Source organism: Campylobacteraceae bacterium (assembly GCA_013215945.1).
Taxonomy (GTDB): Bacteria; Campylobacterota; Campylobacteria; order Campylobacterales; family Arcobacteraceae; genus NORP36.
The window spans coordinates 63,170-82,235 of the sequence record JABSOM010000002.1 but is presented as its reverse complement, the minus strand read 5'-3'; the positions used below and the strand labels follow the sequence as shown (position 1 = coordinate 82,235).

Annotated in this window: 25 protein-coding genes; 3 read left to right on the top strand and 22 right to left on the bottom strand. The window is 29.0% G+C overall.

The window, feature by feature from the left end; all coding sequences use genetic code 11:
- The first annotated feature begins 251 nt into the window (after positions 1-251).
- Positions 252-1,475, top strand: coding sequence for a GAF domain-containing sensor histidine kinase (locus HRT41_02410; protein ID NQY22858.1), 1,224 nt, complete (start codon positions 252-254; stop codon positions 1,473-1,475).
- Between the two features lie 14 nt (positions 1,476-1,489).
- On the opposite strand, the gene HRT41_02405 is transcribed toward HRT41_02410, so the two are convergent.
- The 5 genes from HRT41_02405 to HRT41_02385 form a co-directional block, all read right to left on the bottom strand.
- Positions 1,490-1,933, bottom strand: coding sequence for a GNAT family N-acetyltransferase (locus HRT41_02405; protein NQY22857.1), 444 nt, complete (start codon positions 1,931-1,933; stop codon positions 1,490-1,492).
- Positions 1,934-2,386, bottom strand: coding sequence for a MarR family transcriptional regulator (locus HRT41_02400; GenBank protein ID NQY22856.1), 453 nt, complete (start codon positions 2,384-2,386; stop codon positions 1,934-1,936).
- A 246-nt stretch (positions 2,387-2,632) separates the two neighbouring features.
- On the bottom strand, positions 2,633-4,228 hold the full coding sequence (locus HRT41_02395; GenBank protein NQY22855.1) for a GHKL domain-containing protein: 1,596 nt from the start codon (positions 4,226-4,228) through the stop codon (positions 2,633-2,635).
- A gap of 187 nt (positions 4,229-4,415) precedes the next feature.
- A complete protein-coding gene (locus HRT41_02390; GenBank protein ID NQY22854.1) occupies positions 4,416-5,804 on the bottom strand; it encodes a hypothetical protein in 1,389 nt (462 codons plus the stop codon).
- A 427-nt stretch (positions 5,805-6,231) separates the two neighbouring features.
- Positions 6,232-7,023 (bottom strand): hypothetical protein, encoded by a 792-nt coding sequence (locus HRT41_02385; GenBank protein ID NQY22853.1) that lies wholly within the window; start codon positions 7,021-7,023, stop codon positions 6,232-6,234.
- A 328-nt stretch (positions 7,024-7,351) separates the two neighbouring features.
- On the opposite strand from HRT41_02385, the gene HRT41_02380 reads away from it, so the two are divergent.
- Both HRT41_02380 and HRT41_02375 read left to right on the top strand, forming a co-directional pair.
- The gene (locus HRT41_02380) at positions 7,352-7,528 is read left to right on the top strand and encodes a hypothetical protein (protein ID NQY22852.1); all 177 of its coding nucleotides are present in this window, start codon (positions 7,352-7,354) and stop codon (positions 7,526-7,528) included.
- Positions 7,529-7,534: 6 nt separating this feature from the next.
- Positions 7,535-7,951, top strand: a complete 417-nt coding sequence (locus HRT41_02375; protein NQY22851.1) for a hypothetical protein — start codon at positions 7,535-7,537, stop codon at positions 7,949-7,951.
- A gap of 525 nt (positions 7,952-8,476) precedes the next feature.
- Here HRT41_02375 and HRT41_02370 read toward each other — a convergent pair.
- From HRT41_02370 to HRT41_02290, 17 genes are all read right to left on the bottom strand, one after another.
- Positions 8,477-8,890, bottom strand: coding sequence for a hypothetical protein (locus HRT41_02370; GenBank protein NQY22850.1), 414 nt, complete (start codon positions 8,888-8,890; stop codon positions 8,477-8,479).
- Positions 8,872-9,288, bottom strand: coding sequence for a transglycosylase SLT domain-containing protein (locus HRT41_02365; protein NQY22849.1), 417 nt, complete (start codon positions 9,286-9,288; stop codon positions 8,872-8,874). The genes HRT41_02370 and HRT41_02365 overlap by 19 nt, the downstream gene beginning before the upstream one ends.
- Before the next feature lie 67 nt (positions 9,289-9,355).
- Positions 9,356-9,571, bottom strand: coding sequence for a hypothetical protein (locus HRT41_02360; GenBank protein ID NQY22848.1), 216 nt, complete (start codon positions 9,569-9,571; stop codon positions 9,356-9,358).
- 8 nt (positions 9,572-9,579) lie between these two features.
- Complete coding sequence (locus HRT41_02355) at positions 9,580-10,020, bottom strand: phage holin family protein (protein ID NQY22847.1); 441 nt, start codon at positions 10,018-10,020, stop codon at positions 9,580-9,582.
- An 11-nt stretch (positions 10,021-10,031) separates the two neighbouring features.
- The gene (locus HRT41_02350) at positions 10,032-10,982 is read right to left on the bottom strand and encodes a hypothetical protein (GenBank protein NQY22846.1); all 951 of its coding nucleotides are present in this window, start codon (positions 10,980-10,982) and stop codon (positions 10,032-10,034) included.
- The gene (locus tag HRT41_02345; protein ID NQY22845.1) at positions 10,976-11,179 is read right to left on the bottom strand and encodes a tail protein X; all 204 of its coding nucleotides are present in this window, start codon (positions 11,177-11,179) and stop codon (positions 10,976-10,978) included. The genes HRT41_02350 and HRT41_02345 overlap by 7 nt, the downstream gene beginning before the upstream one ends.
- On the bottom strand, positions 11,176-11,544 hold the full coding sequence (locus HRT41_02340) for a phage tail protein (protein ID NQY22844.1): 369 nt from the start codon (positions 11,542-11,544) through the stop codon (positions 11,176-11,178). The genes HRT41_02345 and HRT41_02340 overlap by 4 nt, the downstream gene beginning before the upstream one ends.
- Positions 11,544-13,358: a phage tail tape measure protein gene (locus HRT41_02335; GenBank protein ID NQY22843.1), complete on the bottom strand. Its 1,815-nt coding sequence runs from the start codon at positions 13,356-13,358 to the stop codon at positions 11,544-11,546. Before HRT41_02335 ends, HRT41_02340 begins: the two co-directional genes overlap by 1 nt.
- Positions 13,359-13,522: 164 nt before the next feature.
- On the bottom strand, positions 13,523-13,738 hold the full coding sequence (locus tag HRT41_02330) for a phage tail assembly protein (protein NQY22842.1): 216 nt from the start codon (positions 13,736-13,738) through the stop codon (positions 13,523-13,525).
- Positions 13,739-13,748: 10 nt separating this feature from the next.
- Positions 13,749-14,249, bottom strand: coding sequence for a phage major tail tube protein (locus tag HRT41_02325; GenBank protein ID NQY22841.1), 501 nt, complete (start codon positions 14,247-14,249; stop codon positions 13,749-13,751).
- Entirely contained in the window at positions 14,249-15,379 is a 1,131-nt protein-coding gene (locus HRT41_02320) for a phage tail protein (GenBank protein NQY22840.1), read from the bottom strand. Before HRT41_02320 ends, HRT41_02325 begins: the two co-directional genes overlap by 1 nt.
- Positions 15,380-15,406: 27 nt before the next feature.
- Positions 15,407-15,769 carry a hypothetical protein gene (locus tag HRT41_02315; GenBank protein NQY22839.1) on the bottom strand — a complete coding sequence of 121 codons (363 nt, stop codon included), beginning with the start codon at positions 15,767-15,769 and terminating at the stop codon, positions 15,407-15,409.
- Entirely contained in the window at positions 15,769-16,314 is a 546-nt protein-coding gene (locus HRT41_02310) for a hypothetical protein (GenBank protein NQY22838.1), read from the bottom strand. The genes HRT41_02315 and HRT41_02310 overlap by 1 nt, the downstream gene beginning before the upstream one ends.
- Positions 16,314-16,982 (bottom strand): hypothetical protein, encoded by a 669-nt coding sequence (locus tag HRT41_02305; GenBank protein ID NQY22837.1) that lies wholly within the window; start codon positions 16,980-16,982, stop codon positions 16,314-16,316. Before HRT41_02305 ends, HRT41_02310 begins: the two co-directional genes overlap by 1 nt.
- Complete coding sequence (locus HRT41_02300; GenBank protein ID NQY22836.1) at positions 16,975-17,577, bottom strand: phage tail protein I; 603 nt, start codon at positions 17,575-17,577, stop codon at positions 16,975-16,977. Before HRT41_02300 ends, HRT41_02305 begins: the two co-directional genes overlap by 8 nt.
- Positions 17,543-18,739 (bottom strand): baseplate J/gp47 family protein, encoded by a 1,197-nt coding sequence (locus HRT41_02295; protein ID NQY22835.1) that lies wholly within the window; start codon positions 18,737-18,739, stop codon positions 17,543-17,545. Before HRT41_02295 ends, HRT41_02300 begins: the two co-directional genes overlap by 35 nt.
- Entirely contained in the window at positions 18,736-19,065 is a 330-nt protein-coding gene (locus HRT41_02290; GenBank protein ID NQY22834.1) for a baseplate assembly protein, read from the bottom strand. The genes HRT41_02295 and HRT41_02290 overlap by 4 nt, the downstream gene beginning before the upstream one ends.
- Position 19,066: the final 1 nt, after the last annotated feature.

Genomic DNA, 19,066 nt, shown 5'->3' with positions numbered 1-19,066 from the left:
CGTTTTAGAAAAGAATATCAAATCCTTGATATTCTTTTCTAATCATTCATTATATAGCTTACTTTTCAAAGCTAGCTAACAAATAAAAAACTTGATTTTTAGCACTTTTCAACTCCTTGTAATCGCACAAAAACAAAACAATTCCTTAAATCATGGTAAAGATAATAATAATTATTTATCTTATAAACTTCATAAATATTTTAGTTTATTGAGCTACACTAATAGAAGAATTTATTTTGCAGGGAGTAACTATGAAAGATACTGTAAAAGAACCCCCCGTTATTGACGAAGATATACGTAAAAAATGGCAGAAATTCACCAACTTACTGGTTTCTTTATTTGACGTGCCAAGTGCTTTGATTATGCAAATAAGCAAAAATAAACTTAATGTTTTTATAAAAAGCCAAAACAAAGAGAACCCTTATATTAATGGAAGAGAAGAAGGTATACAAAACCCTAACTTATTTTGTAGGCAAGTAATATTAAGCAAAAAATACCTTTATGTTAAAAATGCTTTAAAAGATAAAAAATGGAAAGAAAGCCCTGATACCAATCTAAATATGATTAATTATTTGGGCCATCCAATTTTTGATAGAAATGGCGAAGTTTTTGGCACTATTTGTGTACTAAGCTCTGAAGAAAGAGAATACAGCCAAGCTCAGCTCTCTTTATTAGAAGAATTTTCAAATACCCTTGAAGATGATTTACACTGCAAATACAAAGAAGATAAATTATTAGAATTAGAAAAAATGGCTTCTTTAGGAAAAAGAGTAGCTGGAATAACCCACGAGATTAACACACCTTTAGGAATTAGCGTCACAGGTATTAGTCATTTTTTAGAGCTCAATCAAAATTTAAATGAGAAGTTTTTAAAAGAAGAAATGAGTGAAGAAGACTTTGTATGTTTTATGAATACAAGCCAAGAACTGGGAAAACTTATCTTTTCTAATTTAAAAAAAGCAAATGTTTTATTGAAAAGTTTTAAACAAATTTCTTTGGATCAAAGCAATGAAGAAAAAAGAGACTTTAAATTAAAAAAGTATTTAGAAGAAATAGTATTAAGCCTGTCAAGTGAAATCAAAAAAAAGAAAATAGAAGTAGAAATAAACTGCGAGAGTAAATTACACATGTATGCAAATGCGGGTTTGTTTTCTCAGATTATTACCAACCTAATTATAAATTCTATTAATCATGGATTCAAAAATAAAAAAGATGGCAAAATAACTATAAACTGCTCTAAAGAAGAAGATAAAGTTTTGCTTTCTTATTTTGACAATGGAGCAGGCATTAAAAAAGAACACCTAGGAAGAATTTTTGATACTTTTTTTAGCACCAATAAAAAAGAAGGTGGTTCTGGGTTAGGCCTTAGTATTACTAAAAATATCATTGTAAAGGATTTTGCAGGTTCAATTTCCTGTACAAGTTCTGAAAATAAAAAAACAGAGTTTAAAATAGAGTTAAATGAGATACGATAGATACACCATACTCTTTATATGGTTTTTCTCATACAGATATGAGGAATACCATCTTCAAGAAATTCATCTGAACTTTCTACAAAACCAAAACCTTGATAAAACTTTTTAAGATAACATTGTGCGTCAATAGTTATTGTTTTGTTTTTATACGTTTTTTTTATATACTGTATTGCATTGTTGACAATTAATTTTGCATACCCTTTTCCTCTGCCTTTTTGCGTGACTAAAACTCTTCCAAAAGATATTTCGCTACTGTCTACTTTTGTTTTTAATATTCTTAAATATGCAATTATTTCTAAATCTTCTTTTAGGATTAGATGAAGTGCAGTTAAATCTTTATTGTCTAAATCCTTGTAAATACAATTTTGTTCCACAATAAACACTTCTTCTCTTACTTGTAAAATTTCATATAATTCAAGCGTTGATAATTCATTAAATTCTTTAATTTCAATGTTCATTTAATAATTTCTCCTCTTTCCTTTTTTTAATTCGAGCCATTCTTCTTCTATATTTTTTCTCATTAAAGATAACATGGATAATAAATGATTTTTGTCTTTTTGACTTAATTCTTTTAAAGACATAGAACTGGTATATTCTTCTTCTTTTTTTAAAAAAGAATAAATTTCTTCCGTTTTTTTAGTACAAAAAAGTTTAAATTCTTTTTTATTTTCTTCGCTTTTAGTTTTTTTAATATAACCCATTTCAATCAATTTTTTAATTGCTTTTGAAGTAGTGGTTCTATCAACTTTTAATAAAAAAGCAAGTTTTTCTTGAATGATTCCTGGGTTCTCATAAACTCTAACTAAATATAAATATTGACTTTTTGCAAGATTTATATCTTTAAATTCAATATCGCTAATGGTGGATAAACATCTTGCAATCATTCCAATTTCTCTTAAAACTTCTTTCACTTATGCATCCTTTGTTTTAATAACAGCAATCAAAAGAACATGTGAGAATAATAGACTTTTTATATGTTCTATGAACGTTGCATATATTCTAGCCATTTTTTGTTGAATTTTCTATAATTTTTGTTGAAAATTCAACAAAAATATATTAACTAATCTTTTTTAATTTGTAAATTTATTATTTAGTGCTGCTTTTGTATATCGTTAAAATATACACTAAAGAAAGAGGAGAAGAGGTAATAGTTTATTTTAGGAAAGAGGAAGGGTAATAGTAAACAAAGCTCCTGTGTAGTTTTTATCCTCATAGGTATAACGTTGATTCTTAACGCTGATATGTCCTTGCAATTTATTTTCAATAACTTCTTGTGTCATATACAAACCAATTCCAATGCCGTCTTTATCACCTTTTGTTGTAAAATAGGGTTCAAATACTCTGTTTATTACTTCTTTTTTAATTCCTTTTGCATTGTCTTTAATCGTAATTATGATTTCATCTTCTTTTTTTATAACATCTACAAAAATTAATCTTTTTCCTTTTATTTCGCGCAAAGCATCAATAGCATTGTTTAACAAATTAATCAAAGCTTGTACCAGCTCATTTTCATACGAATTTACTCTAATATCATCAATATTTTTAATCACTGTGATATCTTTTTTATCGTATTTAAAAGAAGTAATATTAAATACTTTCTCAAAAACATCTTTAAAACAAAAAGTACCTTTCATTTTTGTGGGTCTTAAAAAATCACTAAAATCATCAATGGTTTTTGACATATACGTAAGCTGTTCTTTACATTTTTCTACATTATCTTCTATTTCTTTATGATTTAAGTTAATGCAGTTGTCTCTTAAATAATGAATCAATAAAGATACGTTATTTAAAGGCTGTCTCCATTGATGGGCAATATTCCCAATCATTTCACCCATGGCTGATTTTTTTGATTGTTGGGATAAGATAATGTTTTTTCTATGAATTTCATCATTGGCTACTTGCACTTCTTTTTTATTTGTAATATCTTCACAAAGACAAAGATAATATAAAAACACATCTTTATCATCAAATTTTGCACTTATTTTCCATTTTATATAAAAAACACTGGCATCTTTTCTTATGTTTTTTTGCTCAAAAATAAAAGTATTTTTATCTTTATTTTTCGTTTTGATTTTTTTTAAAAAAGCTTCTTCTTCATCTTTCTTTTTTAGAATTTGAAAAATATCTTTTTTTAATTCTTTTGCATCCAAAGCAGCCAAAATACAGAAACATTGACTTACCGCAAAAACTTCTTTTTCTTCATTTATTTGACAAGAAAGTACATTTTCATCAAAATTTGATAAAAGATTCTCTAAGCGTAAATTTAATTTTGATATTTTTTCGTTTTTTTCATCTAAAGCTTTTAAGTTTTCATACGATCTAATTGCCGTTAAAACAGAGGTATGCAAACTAAGTGCATTAAAGTTTGTTTTTTCTTTATAATCATTAATGCCATAATTATGAAGTACATCCATTTGAGTTAATTTACCAGCAACGCCTGTACGTAAAATAACTTGTGTAAAATCATTTTTAAGCTCTTCTCTTAAATACTTAACAACCAATAAACCAGCATCATCCGTTTCCATCACTACATCTAATAAAATAAGCACGATATCGTTATTCTCTTCTAATGTTTTTTTAGCTTCTTTTCCTGAATAGGCATTAAGAATTTCTAAATTTTTATTTTTATAGGTGAAATTATTCAATACAAGTTTACTTAAGGAATGAATGTCTTTTTCATCATCAACCAATAAAATTTTATATGTTTGTTTTAATACTGTAGTTTTAGAGGATTTTTTATCAAAAAAAACCATGTTGAACCTTTTTGTATTAGGATTGAATTATTTAACACACGCAAAAATTAAATGTATATTAATGTTATTATTATAGCTATTTAAAACTAATTTACAAGTATTTAATGGAGATTTAATTAAACTAAGGAAAAGTGGGGATTATTAGTAATAGGATAGATGCTAGGGGATTTTAATCCCTGCTTATGTTTTACTTAAATAAAGAATCTTTAAGCTCATTATATTGTGAGATAAAATTAGTAAACTCTGCAATAAGTTCTTTATTGTACTCATTTTTAGCACCTTGTGAAGCTGCTTTTGAAACGCTACGTATAATATCATCCAAGTTTATTTGATTTGGACCCTTGTTTTCTATAATAAAACTTTTGTTTTCACTTTGATTATTTTTGTCATCCTCTTTACGTTCTATATCACTTTTATCAAGACGTATATTATCTATTATTAAAGAATCAATTGTATTGTTCATTAAATTTTCTATATTATCCTTAATAGCTAAACTACTCCATATCGCAACTTTTGGATCTTTGATATCTTTTATCTTATCATAAAGAACTTCGTTTAATTCATCATTTTTCAAATACTTACTTTGCTCTAATTGCATTTTGAACGCTATTAAATTATCGGCATCATCTTGAAGAAGTTCCGTCATAGAAACAAGCGCATTGCTTAAAATGCTTTCTAAGGTTTCATAATTTTCTTTGACTTCTTCAAAAGGAAGCTCTCGTAATTGCTGTGAAGTATACGTCGTATAGTCAATTTTTTCTTCTTTTATAGAACTTACAAATGCTTTATCATTCTGTATTTTATTTTCATCTATCTCTTCATCTGTGTTTGGCTTTTGTTCATACTTACTCACTTTTATATCATATATATTAAAATCATTCCTGCCTATTTGCATTTGAGTTAAATCTCCCATCTGCTTGTCTACACCTCGATTTATTAGCTTTTTTCTAGCTTCAATTTCAAGGCTGATTAAATCAAACATATCCATATTAGAAGTAATATTATTTGAAAAGTGTGTACTTGAGAAATCCTCTGCTTTTAGACCAGGAGGTGTGATTATATCAAAAGGAGTTTCAGCATGTTTATTTTGATACATAGAAAAAACAGCCTTGTTAATCTCTTCATCCTTAAAATAATCTACTGCTTTAAGTTGTTTTTCGAGATTATGAAGATCATCTATTTCTTTCTCACCTTCTGAAAGTTTCCTTAGCTCTACTTTAGTAACAAGCTCATTCGTAGCACTTACATATTCGTAAGTATGAATAAGGCTTTTATTGCTCGTAACATTTTTATATTGTGTATAGTCTTCATATTCAGACGTATCTTTTAATGCGTCTAAGCGTTGGGCTATTATGTCTTTAATTTCATCATAATTTTCTTTTAATTCTTCATAAGATAAAGCTTTTAACTCTTTAACACTATAGGTAGAATAGTCACCTTCTTTGTATTCTTCTAAAGCATTAATTTCTTTTGTTTCTTCTGTTGCAGAAGACTTAGATATATTATTAAGTCTATTGTTGTGGGTAAAAGAAAGCAATTCTTGAGCTATTAAATTTGTGTTCGTTGAAATATTCACCGCTTATCCTTAAAATAATAGAGTTGAAATTTTCTTGATATTAATAGGAAACTATTATAATTAATACTTTCTTAATATAAGCTAAATAAAAAAATAGTTATTAAAAGAATTTACATTTTATTAAAGGATATTTTGTTTGGAATAAAAGGATATTTGACTTGAGGATCTAATGGCAGACGGTAGGGGATTTTAAGGATACTAATATATAGCACTTGTAATGAAAAATATTGATTCATACCCCTAAACGTACCCTTATTTTAGAATTGATTAAGCCTATTTTTTAGGAATTAGACAATAGTTTTATCCATCTATATCTATTCTCAAAAATTTATAGGCTCACAATAACAGTTACTTACGTTTGACTTTATCATCTTATATCTTAATTTTCATTCTAAGTTTACAAAGATCAAGTTCACATTGATTTAATTTAATGTGCATCTAAAAGTGATAATTGGTTAGCAGAAGATATAAAACCTTTTATTTTTTGTATCATATCATTATATTTCACTACTAATTCTATTTCATTCTCTCTTGCTGTATTTCTTTTCTTTTCAGCATCATCAATTTTTTTAATCTGAAATTTTTCAAATTCTGTTCCACCTATTCTTATTACATCTACATACTCACGACAAAACCTTAAATGAGATTGCAAGGCACTTGTAAACTCTCCATAATTCGTATCACGCTTTAAAAGTTCATCTGTTCTTTTAAATATGACATCAAGTTTTTCATCTTTATTTTTAAAAGGTAAAGCTTTTTGCCCTTTTAATACTTCGATTGCATCTTCTAATTTTCTTATTTTCGTGTTATGTTGGACTATTTGAGATTTATAACCAATTACAACATGATGATTTCTTTTGGCTTCTCCTTTGTTCCAATAATCATTAATGGCTTTGAACGTTTCAGCTTGAAATGTTATAATTCTTTCTCTTAAATCTTTTCTTACTTTGTTAGGATTTATTGAGTATAAAAACGCAGGGATTTGATAGGCGTCCAAACTCATCATATCCCTGTTTTTACCATCTGTTCCAACCATAGGGATAACCCTACAGTTGAATCTGCTATCTTTTTTTATTTTTACCAATTGACTATTTAAATCCAATCCCATTGCATTTATTATAGGTCTTAATGCAACCCACACAATACTTCCAATTTTCTTTGAAAGTAAACTTGCTCCTTGGAATTCAGTAATTCCAGTTACTATATTTTCAGTGTTCATCTTTTGTCCTTTGACGAAGAAATATACAGAATTAATCTGCTATAAGGAATTATTCTACAATATTACTTAATTTTTGATTAATTATACTTTTTTAAGGAATTATTCTATATAATCAAATATGAATAAAAAACAAATAATTGAACATTTTGGCTTTGATCGAAGCACTTTAAATAATTGGGAAAAAACAGATTCTAAAAGGCATTTGTTATTTTTAACATTAACTGCACTTCCTAATTCATTTGTAAAAACAGTAATTTCGCAGAACGAAGAAATGAAAGAAACTGAAAAAAGACTAGTGCAATTACTAACTGATGATTAGAATTACCTCATGAAAGATACAGAATTAAATAGAATAATTAATATACCAACAACAACATTATCTGATTGGAAAAAAAAAGATACAGATAATTGGAGAAAAATAACCTACGAACTACTACAGAGCTATACAAAAGAAGAATTAGAAAAAAGAGTAGATGCTATTAAATTATTGAAGGGTATTAAATAATAACTAATGACAGAATATGATAAAAAGCTTGAGAAATTACAAAAAGAATTTATTGAAATCAATAGAAAAAGAGCGAATAAATGGCAATTTAAATCACATCAACAAGCAATTTACGATTTTGTAATTAAATCACAAAGACAAACATCTTTTAATGTTAAAGATTACAATATAACGTTAAAAGTAGGTAATGAAGACTTTGGGTTTATGCACTTCTTATTAGGTCATTATGGTGAAGAATGTCCTGGAGAAATTACTGCAAAAGATATTTTAAATATAGGTAATGTTATAAATAATGATATTAGTTTGCCTACAGAAAAAGGAAAAAAGAAATTTACTCAATCGAAAGGTGATTATAATTATATTGTAATCTTATCAAAAAGAAAGGATGGGGATTTAGTAATTTCATTTTTTAGTTCTAAATAAGAATGGAAAAAGGACAAGACAACATGAAACCACCACTTAGGTTTTCCACTTGGGCTTGCTTGCGATCCTCTTTCTCGACAGCGACCACGCATGTCAATAAAAATAACTATGTGTTATCTTTGTTCACATTTATGACCTGTCTTAATATGAGTATATTACATTAATTATCAACTAACCCTTAGAGATAATGTTGACACCTCTTATCTAGTCTTAATAAATACACAAAAGCTACAAATAGTAACACCATTAAGTATATATTAAGTATATATACATCCAACTAAGAAATATTAAGCTCCTATAAGTTTATTTTTTGCCTGCAAATAATTCAAAACCTAATTAACTAACTCCTTTACACTTTCTAATTTACTTTTACAATCAGCTGCAGTTTCCGTTAATTCAATTATCAATGTGGCAACATCACTTTGCATATTAATTTCTCTTTCTTTTGGTAGTGGCATACATTCTAATAATTCACCTGGTATTACTTGTTTTTCTATTTTTAATTCTGTAATTAATTTTGGTACCTCAATTATCTTTGAGTTGCCACAACCTATAAATAGTAGACTTAAGAATAACAGCAGTAGGTGCATTGTCTTTTGGTTCAACATGAATAACCCTTTCTTTTATTATTTGTATTTGTTTTGCTTGGAATAGATCCTTTTTATGTCTTGTATTTAAAAGAGACAAAAGGTCCTTTGTATCTTGTTTGTATTTATCAAATACATCTATGTTTTGTTTGTGTTTTAATACTGCTGCATCTAAATTAATATTACTTTGAACAAGTGCTATTTTGTATTTCTCATTTTCAATAACAAGCTTTTCATTATCACTTTTGTAATAATAAATCGTTCCCATTACGAAAGCTAACACTAGCCCTATTCCTATATATTTAAGTAAAGAACTTCTACCACCAACAAAAGCTAAAAGAGTTGGTACCATTTCTTGATCCTTTTTACATACGTTATTGTTTCATTTGAATAATGTCCGGTTATCTTTGGTAAGCATTTAATAATATCTTCATATAATAAGGCATTATTACAAAGCTTTTGAGCCTTTAAAATATTTCCTAAACCTGCGTTATAACTTGCAAGTGCTAAATTATGTTTGTCTTCCTGGGGCCTTTTCCAGTTCCATTGATTCCTTTGTTTTCTCATGTAATATGCCCCTGCATTTATTGCATGATATGAGCTATAAGGAATTATGATTTTGTTATATTTCAACTCTCTTGATATTTGTATCCAGGTCTTTGGCATAAATTGAGCCAGACCCTTTGCTCCTACAGGACTAAGGGCCATTAGTTTAAATCTACTTTCTTGATAAAGTTGTGCTTTCCACATCTTCCATATAGGATAATCAGCCCAATATCTCTTTACACTCTTTTGTATATCTCTATCGTATTTATTGCTAAATGATAGAGCTAATAAGGATTGCGATAGCAAGAAGACGGCAACCAATATACAAGGCAAAAGCTTTTGGATCATCTTGAACTCCTTTAAATGATTTTTTAAAATCAACACCTGTATATTTGTCAAAAGCTCTTAAAGCTAATCTCATAATCACAAATGCAACAACTACGTAAAACAATTTGATAAAAAAATCAAACACTAAAAAAATATCCATTTTCTCTCCTATTTAAATATAATAAAAAGCTTTTCTAAAAAAACTCTAAGTTTAAAAACTATAATATTGATAAAGTCTGGTTTATCTATGTTCTCACCTGTTTTAATACTTGCAATATTTATTAAAATACTTATTGTTTCTGCAATGATTAATAAACTAATTACTGTATTAACATATCCTCCAAAAAGGTCAAATAACTTAATCCCTTTGAACATAAAAGCAAGTGTTATGGGAACAAGTAATATTAATGATTTAGCAACAATTCCACTTATCATTCGTTGGTAATCAAAAAAATTAAACCGGATTGATTTTATTATTCCAATGACATAATCTATGACTAGTAAATAACACAAAATTTTTATTGATTCTTTGTCTAATTCTAAGTAAACAAGTAATCCCATAAAAGGGAAATACATTAAATTAGCAAATAACGCTTTGCTTTCAAACATTAAAACTCTCCTTAATTTTCAAATTCAACACCAGTGGTCCATCCACCACCGTTTGCTATATCTTGATTAACTCTTGATATTTGATATTCATCAATATCATCATCAAAATTATTATCAAGAGATAAACGACCACCTGCATATATTTTCATGCCTTCTGTTTCTAAAGAACCTTTTACTATTCCATGATTTGCTCTTTGAAGTTTGGCTTTTGCTTTTTCAATGGCTTCTGCTTCATTTTTAAAACTCCCTTTAAATTTTAAAATAGGATCTCCACCATTTAAAGGTACTTTTTTTACAAAGGTTTTATTCTCTTTTGTATCGTGCCATGAGACTTCACAAGAGTTATAGAATGTCTTTTCCGAGTACTCAATAACAGGAGTATTTCCACACATATTTAAATCAATTCTATAGCTTGGCAATTCATCATTTTTCCTATTCTTCTTTATCTTTTTCACAAAATACAAAGTGTCATTTTTTACATTAAATAAAGCGTTGTATTCTTTTGCAATTCTATTTAAGAAGTGCATATCGCTTTCATTTGTTTGAGCCAGTGAGCTAATAAAAATATCTGTAAAATCACATTTGACTTTTAACAAATGTCGTTTTGAAATTTGATTTACAATATCTCTTACAGAAACTTTTTCATACGTGATATTTCTTTTAACTTTAAAAGATGCAGAGAAATTAACACCTGTTGCATTAATTGTTAAGCTTTTAAAACTCTTAGAAGTTGTTTCAACTCTATACAAACCAAAGTAATGTAGATCATCATCAAAGCCAATATAAACCTTGATTTGGTCTTTTTTATTTGGTCTTGAAAATCTTCCATTTATAACAATAGTTAAGGAATCACTTTCATTATTTGCATTGTCAACAATTGACAAAGAATCTAAGTGTTTCATGATATTTTCACTTTTATCAATGCCATTAATTTTTATTACCACATTAGGTTTTCTTACCATAGTTCATCATCTTTTGCTTGCGTTTTTACTAATGTAATAACAGGAAGATATACAATATCTCCCAAGTCTAAAGTTACTTTTCCAGTAAGATGTTTATTTGCATCTAGCACCTTTTCGAACACGTCTTGTAATCTCTTATATTCACGATATACAATTTCATCTAATCTTTCATTTTGAGTTGCGATAACTTTTTTCATTGTTCACCTACTCTTTTCAATTGAATTAAATAGTCTTGTTTTAAATACTGTCCATCACGTGTAAAGTTACTCTTTGTTTTTTCAATTGTAAAAATCAATATATTGTATGCATCACCATTTGAAAAAGCCATTATCTGAACTTCTTTTTTAGCTGCCATATTTTCAAAGTTTTTTAATTGTTTTTGACTTTTACAAAATAAAACACCTTTGAGTTCATCTGCTTGTTCATGTTTCCCAATGGATTGATAAGTGTTAAAACTTCCTATATTTTCATGCTCTACAAAACCATAGGTAATTTTATTTTTAAATTCATCAAAAGAAGTACCATCAACTTTAAATTCAAAATCTCCAATCATTGCTAACATTAGAGTTCTCCATCACTTAAAGAAGAGGTTCGTTTCAGTCCTCTTTTAACTCCAAGTTCTATATCAGCTGTAGAGCTTGGCTTTATAATATTCATAGTTTGTATGCTTATATCTCGATCTCCTGTATTTGTATTTACTTTTGGTGTTTTTAGTGTTGCAGTTTTCATTGGCTGTATTTGCATCTTTTTTGTAGCAGTAATCTCTTTGTCATCGCCAAGTCCAAACCAAGAACCAATACTGCTCATAACACTACCTACAGAATTTAAAATGCCATCAATTAGGTTTTTAAAGGGTTCAAACTTATCATATAAAACCATTCCTAAACCAATTAAAGCCATAACACCAACTATCACTAATCCTATTGGATTAGCAGCAAACACAAGATTCATAAAAGTTGCAGCCTTTGCAATACTTAATATTCCTCCTACTACAAAACTTCCAACAAAGCCTATTCCACTTAAAGCCAAAGTCAAGCCAATTGCCCCTGCCACAAAACCACCAAAATATTTGGTAAGAGTTGGATATTCAGCAATTACATTTCCAACCCAAGAAGAGAAAGCACGCAGAGGTACTAAAGCAGAATTTATTGCAGGAAGTAAAACACTTCCAAAGTTAATAGCAATTGCACTAATGGTATTGCCTAAAAGTTTTAAATTATTAGCAGTTGTTGCACTTCTTGCTTCAAATTCTTTCTGCATACTTCCAGTGTAATTTTGCTCTTTTCCTAAAAGCTTAATTGATTTTGTATAGTTATCAATTCCACCACTTAATAAAGCAATATCATCAGAGTATTCAGCACCAAATAGATCACTTAATACTCCCATCTTTTCATCAGAATCAATTTCGTTGATTCTTTGCAAGAAGTCAACAATTGCTCCTTCTCCATTTTCTTTGATATTGTCTTTTAATGTTTGAGTATCAAGGCCCATATCTGCTAATGCTTTTTTAAATTTAGCACCTTGTCTATCAGCAGTTCCAAGTTTTAAGAATAATGCGTTCATAGCTGTTGCAGTTACTTCAGCAGGTTTTCCTAAAGACAATAAAGCACCTGCTAATGAAGAAGTTTGTTTGGCAGAAAATCCAAATACTTTTGCACTTCCTCCAACTCTGGCTAAGACATTAACAATATCTTTTGCTTTAGATGCAGTATTATCACTTAAATGATTTATTGCATCACCTAAACTCTTAACTTCTTTAAGTCCTAAACCAAATACATTCATTAATTTAGCAACACTCTCTCCTGCTTCTTCAGGCATCATGTCAAAGGCTGTACTCATTTTTGCTGTAGTAGTTGTAAACTCAATAAGTTTATTTTTAGCTATTCCTAACTGTCCACCACTTGCTACAATTTGGGCCAAACCTTTTGCACTTAAAGGAATTTTCTTTGATAAGGATGTGATTTCTTTTTGGAAGATTTTTAGCTCTGCATTGCTGTCAAAGTTAACTACTTTTTTAACATCAGCCATAGCACTTTCAAAATCTATTGCTACTTTTAATGGAGCAAAAACAATAGCACCAAGAGCTACTTTGTCCATAAAACCATCTTTGAAATTTTTTCTATAACTTTTAATGCCTTTTTGCATTGCAAAGATTCTATCAAGACGTTTTGCATTTTTTGATATTCTAAGAATATCTTTGTTTAGTTTTTTAGCTTCTTTTGAAGCGAAACCAAACTTTTTACCAAGCTCCAATCTTTGACTTTTTAAACCTAAAACTTTACGTTTTAAAAGATCCGTAGATTTAATTACACCGCCCATTACATTAGCACCAGTAAATACTGCGCCAAGGGCTATACTTAATCCTAATGTTTTCAAATTATTCCTTTTCTATTATCTTTATTCTAAGTTTTGTATATAGTTTTTAGCATCATCATGAAAAAACATAAAATCACTAATATCCATTTCTAACATTGACTCATACGAAAAATGCAAGGCATAAGCAATAAAACTCATGGCCTTTCTCGCATCTTTCCAATCTATTACAAAAAACCACTTAAGCCTTTTGCTAATAATGCATAATCTTTTAAAGATAAGTCATCAATTTCAACTATAGACATTCCAGTAAGATTACTAATTAATTTAATTTCTTTTTCTTCCTGATTCTCTTCTGTTGATACTGCTCTCATATCTTTAACTTTTGGTTCTCTCATTTCTACATCTTTTTTTGCACCAGGTAAATTAATTTTTATTGACATTTTTTATTCCTTACATTATGTGGCTTCTAAGAGCCTCTAGGTAATCAACACCCATTATTTTTCCAATCATATATTTACTGTCTAGTAAACATAATTCTTTGCCACCTACTACATATTTAAACAAACTTGTAGTACCTTTTAATGTGATTTCATCTAAGCCATTACTAATGGTTGGTATTGCTCTAAAATCAATCACTACTGATACTTTGTTTCCTTCTTGAATCAAAGATGCTTTAATAGAAATATTCATGCCACCACCATTACTCAAAGCCTTTGAGTATGATTCGTAAATAACTGAATTAACTTCTTTTATCCCCACTTCAAATTCCATCTTTTTAAAGACACCTGTATTAATATCTACTTCAAAACCACCTGCTTTTATTGTTTCTTGGATTAATTCAATATCTGGAAGTTTGATTTTTTCCATATCTGTTCTTCCTACAAAACCTAATCCCTCAATAAAAACAGATGCATCTACTACTTTTTGTGGTAACTTAACAATATTTGCCATTACGCTGCCTCCCCATTAATGTAATTGATTAAAACTTCACTCCATGCATCTGAATAAATAAGTTCAATATTTAATTCACTAATACTTGGCATATCTTGAAATTTAATTGTTAAATAAAATTTACCTGCAGTAACAGTTGCTTTTGTGTTTTTAAGTTCATCAAAATACACTTCAAAACCAATACCCACACCATTTCCAATTAATTCATTTAAAAATTCATCAATTGATTTTCTTACAGATAAGAGTTCATCTGCTTCTCTATCTCTTGCCCATTTTGTAGCTTTTAAAATAGCAGCTAACATTCTATGGAAAGTTCTTACTCGTGCAAGTGATTGCCAAATTGGATCAATATCTCTTGTTTCAAAACCATAAGTTCTCCACCCAATATCTTTAACAATCATACATCCACCATCTTGTCTAAGTCTTCTTGCTTCACAATCAGATCCATCTAAATACTCAATTCTTCGAGGGCTTCCAGATACTCCTTTTGCAATTCTATTTGAATGACTTTTAGCCCATCCAAAAGGAGTTTTAGAATCCCATAAAGCAATAAGTCCTGCCATAATTGCACTGTTTGGAATTAAGATGCCATCTGCATTATAATAACCTGTACAATGCAATAAGTATCTACTTCCAAAGTTCCCCATGTAAGCTTTGAAGCCTGCTTCATCTGCACTAAAATCATCTGTTAAACCAGTAGTCCAAAGCTTTGTAGATAATGCATCTAATTTAGCACCTACACTTAAATCTGCACTATGAACAGGTGCAATCATTAATCCATTTTTTAAATCAATTCCTGTTTCTGCATCTGCATATCTAAGTTCATCAATACCTGCTAAAACATTTGTAATATCTTCAGCTTCAGTAGCTGCTTTAGTTGATAACTGTACAACAAGAGGACAATTTACCCCTTGTAATTCAATACCTTTTAATGCAGCATAAAGTGTTCCTTCTGTGATAGAATTAGTAACTATATAAGCTAAACCTTCTGTTGCATTATTAAACTTCATAAGCCCAGTTGAGCCTTGATTAACAGTAGCAACTATTCCTATTGGTGTTGAAGAATTAATTGTTATTGGTCTTGCTGCATCCGCAGAAATACTTCCATTGATTCCGTAATTTAAATCCATATTTTCCCCTTTTTTAAGATAAATTTACTATTTGAATGCTGCTAATGTTGTGTTAGAAGTATTCTTTTTTCTATGATTTAATTCCCACTTATATGAATTTTCACAATGAAACTTGTCTAAAAACAAACCATTAATAAACTTCATAAAGTAGTAATAAACACCTTTTTTATTCTTTTTAAATTCTCTTTTTATATAACGATAATAAGTTAAACTTGAAACAGTCCATCCCCATTTGTTATATAAAATAACTGCACCTAATCTATCCACACCCAAGGCAACTTTATGTACATAAATATTTCTATTCTTATGAAAAATAAGTTTAAAAATAAAAACAATAACACCTGGTATTAAAATTAATATCACTGCAAAAATGAGTAATATGAAATTCATTACTCAGCCCACACAATCAACTTTAATTCTATTTGATTTACGGATGTATTAATTTTTACTTTTAAAGCTTTATACTTATAAAAAGTATCTCTCCATTCCTTAGCAATTGAAGCTGATAAAATAGCAGCACTTTCAAAAGTCAATTCATGAGGTTCATCATTTGAATCAATAATTTTGCAATTCGATTCACTTAGAGCTTGCGCTAAATTAATTGCTCCTGCAATTGCACTTGCTGAAGACTCACCACCTTTATATGAATTACTTTTATAAATAAAATCTTTGTTAGCAGCTTCTAAATAAATTATTTTGAATTCTGCAATTTTCTTTTCTTTCACTTCTTTTAAAAGTTCAGTAATTGTTTTTTTAGGAATGAGTTCATTAAAAGGAAGGTTATTTTCATCGTATTTTTTTATGTAACCTTCAGGTGTTGGCTCGAAAAAGTTTTTGACCCTTTCATCAATGTCTTTTATTAAATTAGATGGTGGATTTTCACCTTTAAAAACTGCTTGAGTTTTTGTATCTTTATTGTAATATCGATTTTTCATTATTTCCACCATCCATTAGTTATATAAGTATATTTATTTGTTCCCACTTCTTGACCAGCTGAATTTATAAACCTACATCTAAATGTAGTAGGAGTGACTGTATCGGCTGTAAGACTCCTATCAATCGTGTCTTGGCTAGAACCATTAATTACATATTCGCCAATGTAGGTGGCAGGCAAATATATCGTGGTTAAACTACTAGGCGCAGGGATAAGTCTTTGACACTCCATTTTTCCATTAGGATATTTAATATATTTACCATTGTCCGTACTCCCAACTATAGTTCCGTCAGGATATATTTTAGCCACAGGGTTAGCACCTATTGCATCAGGGTCTATATAAACGACACCATCCCAACTTTGACTGTTTGCTATTACTTCAGGTGTCAAAACAACAAAATCACTATTTGTATTGCTTATTGCTTGTTCCATCTGCAGTTTATTAACTGCATCATCATCAACTTCTGCAAGTGCTACTTTAAAAGTTTCTGTGGCATTTCCATTTATTTTTGCTCTTTTTTCTACTTCACTTTTTAACCAATGTGTTCTATTTGATAAAGATAATGCTTGTTTATTTGCAATGCCATCAACTCCTCCAATTACATTATCTTTTGTTTCAATTTGATAGATGTCATCTGCCCATTGGATTACTACTGGTAAATTAGTCATTAACTACTCCTATTGTTCCGTGTGTATAAGAACCATCATATTTGATCGTTCCATCATAAGCATTTAGTTTGCTATATGTAATTAGCTTTAAGATACTTCTTTTAGGTGCGTATTTTTCTAGCAACTCTTTTGCTGCTAAACCTTTTTTTATTGTCACTGCTTTGGATAATTTAATTGTGTAGTATCGCCATTTTGATTTGTCCCCATAAGTGTACGTTCCATCATATTTATGAGAATTGTCATACTTAATACACAGGCCTTCTTTTATAATTGCAGGTAATTCATCACTTGACATATCAAGAGCTTTTAATATCTCATGCATAGCCCAAAGTGTTCCTTTGTATTTATGCAGTTTTCGTGAAATTGAAATAAGGTTTCTTTTGTTTGTTTCTGTAAATGAATCATTCCAAATATCAACACCATTTGCATGAGCTAAATAAGGTAAATATTTAACATCACATTTTTGAGCATCAAAAATATCTTTCAATGGTTTTACTTCAATGAGTAAACTATTAATTACACCTGCACCTAATATTTCAAGGTTATGTAATTTCTTAGGTTTAAATGATGGAAGAAGTGATTGTATTGTTTCCACTGTTTACTCCTATTTGATTATTTGCAATTAAAATATTTTGTCCAGGTTCACTAATGATTACTTCTTTTACTCCATCTACTTTTAGAAATTTGTTGATTTCACTTAAGGTAATATTTTCACCTATTTTTCGTAACTCTATCAAACCTCTGGAAAGTGATTCTTCTGCATTACTTTGTATTTGTACACGTTCTTGATTTGGAAGTATTTTCAATTCTGCTGTGATTAGAAAATTAACAATACTTGCAGGTTTTACAAGAACCGTATCACTTAAAGGTCTTGTTTTTTGGGCATTGAGTTGTTCTTCTATTCGGCTTTGCATTAAATCATCACTTGAAGAACTGTAATAATATACTTCAATCATTCCAAGTGCTGCATACATATTATTTAAGACATTTACAATGCTTGATTCATCTGCTCCAATTAAAAGAGGAACATAATCTTGTATATTTAACATTGCTCTTAAAACTTTTATTTCTTCAATTCTTGCATCTGCTTTTAATGCATAAGAGGTATAACTCTCTTCACTTCCTGCAGTTGATTTATCTGCAAAAGACAATAATATTCTATAAAGTAATTTTTCATCTTTTTCAATATCATCCCCATTTATAAAAGGCCCTAAAGATTTTGCTTTTAAAACATAAGGCAAAGAGTTTGTAATAATTTCAGTTTTAATATCCAAACTTGATATTTCATCTTGTAATTCAACTGATCCTATTGCCGATAATTCACCTGCTTTAATAATCACATCATTTAAAAGAATCGCTTCATACTGTGAGAGTTCATCTGTTAAAACTAAATTAGCATCAATATTTGTATCAATCTCTAAAGCAGTGCTAAGGCTAAATTCATAATCACTATAAGGTTTTGAACCTCCTAATCGTTCAATATCATAATCCAATGCTCTGTGGTCCAAATTATTTCCACTTGTATATGCCAAAAGAAGCTGCTTAAATCTTTCATTTATATCACTTCTTAAATGTAATTCTCTGTATGCAAAAGCTTGTAAAATTACTGTGAAATCATCAGAATCAACAGGTACCCAATCAATATTTTGAGAAGCTTTTAAAACTATTTTTGCTTTTTGAATCAGCTGTGCTAATATTTCATCATAAGTCAAAGTATCTATTAATTCTGGAATAGGTAATGTTTTTATATCAATCATAATTCAACTCCTACGCTATTACCATCTGATAAATTAATTATTAAAGATGTTTTTCCAGTAACTGGATTAATATCAAAACTCATGCTCTCAAAATTTGCTCTTGGCTCAACTCTTTTAATGACTTTTTTACCCTTAACAACTCTTGTATATTTCTTTTCTATTGCCTCTTTTGTATATTTAGTAGCAAGTACTCTTGCTTTATCATCAAAGGTTCTATCTCTTAATTTATATAATTCACTTCCATATTCTGGAAACATTACACGACTTTTAAGAGGTGTTTTTAAGATGTCAATAATGCTATTTTGTAAAGTGATTTTATATGTCATT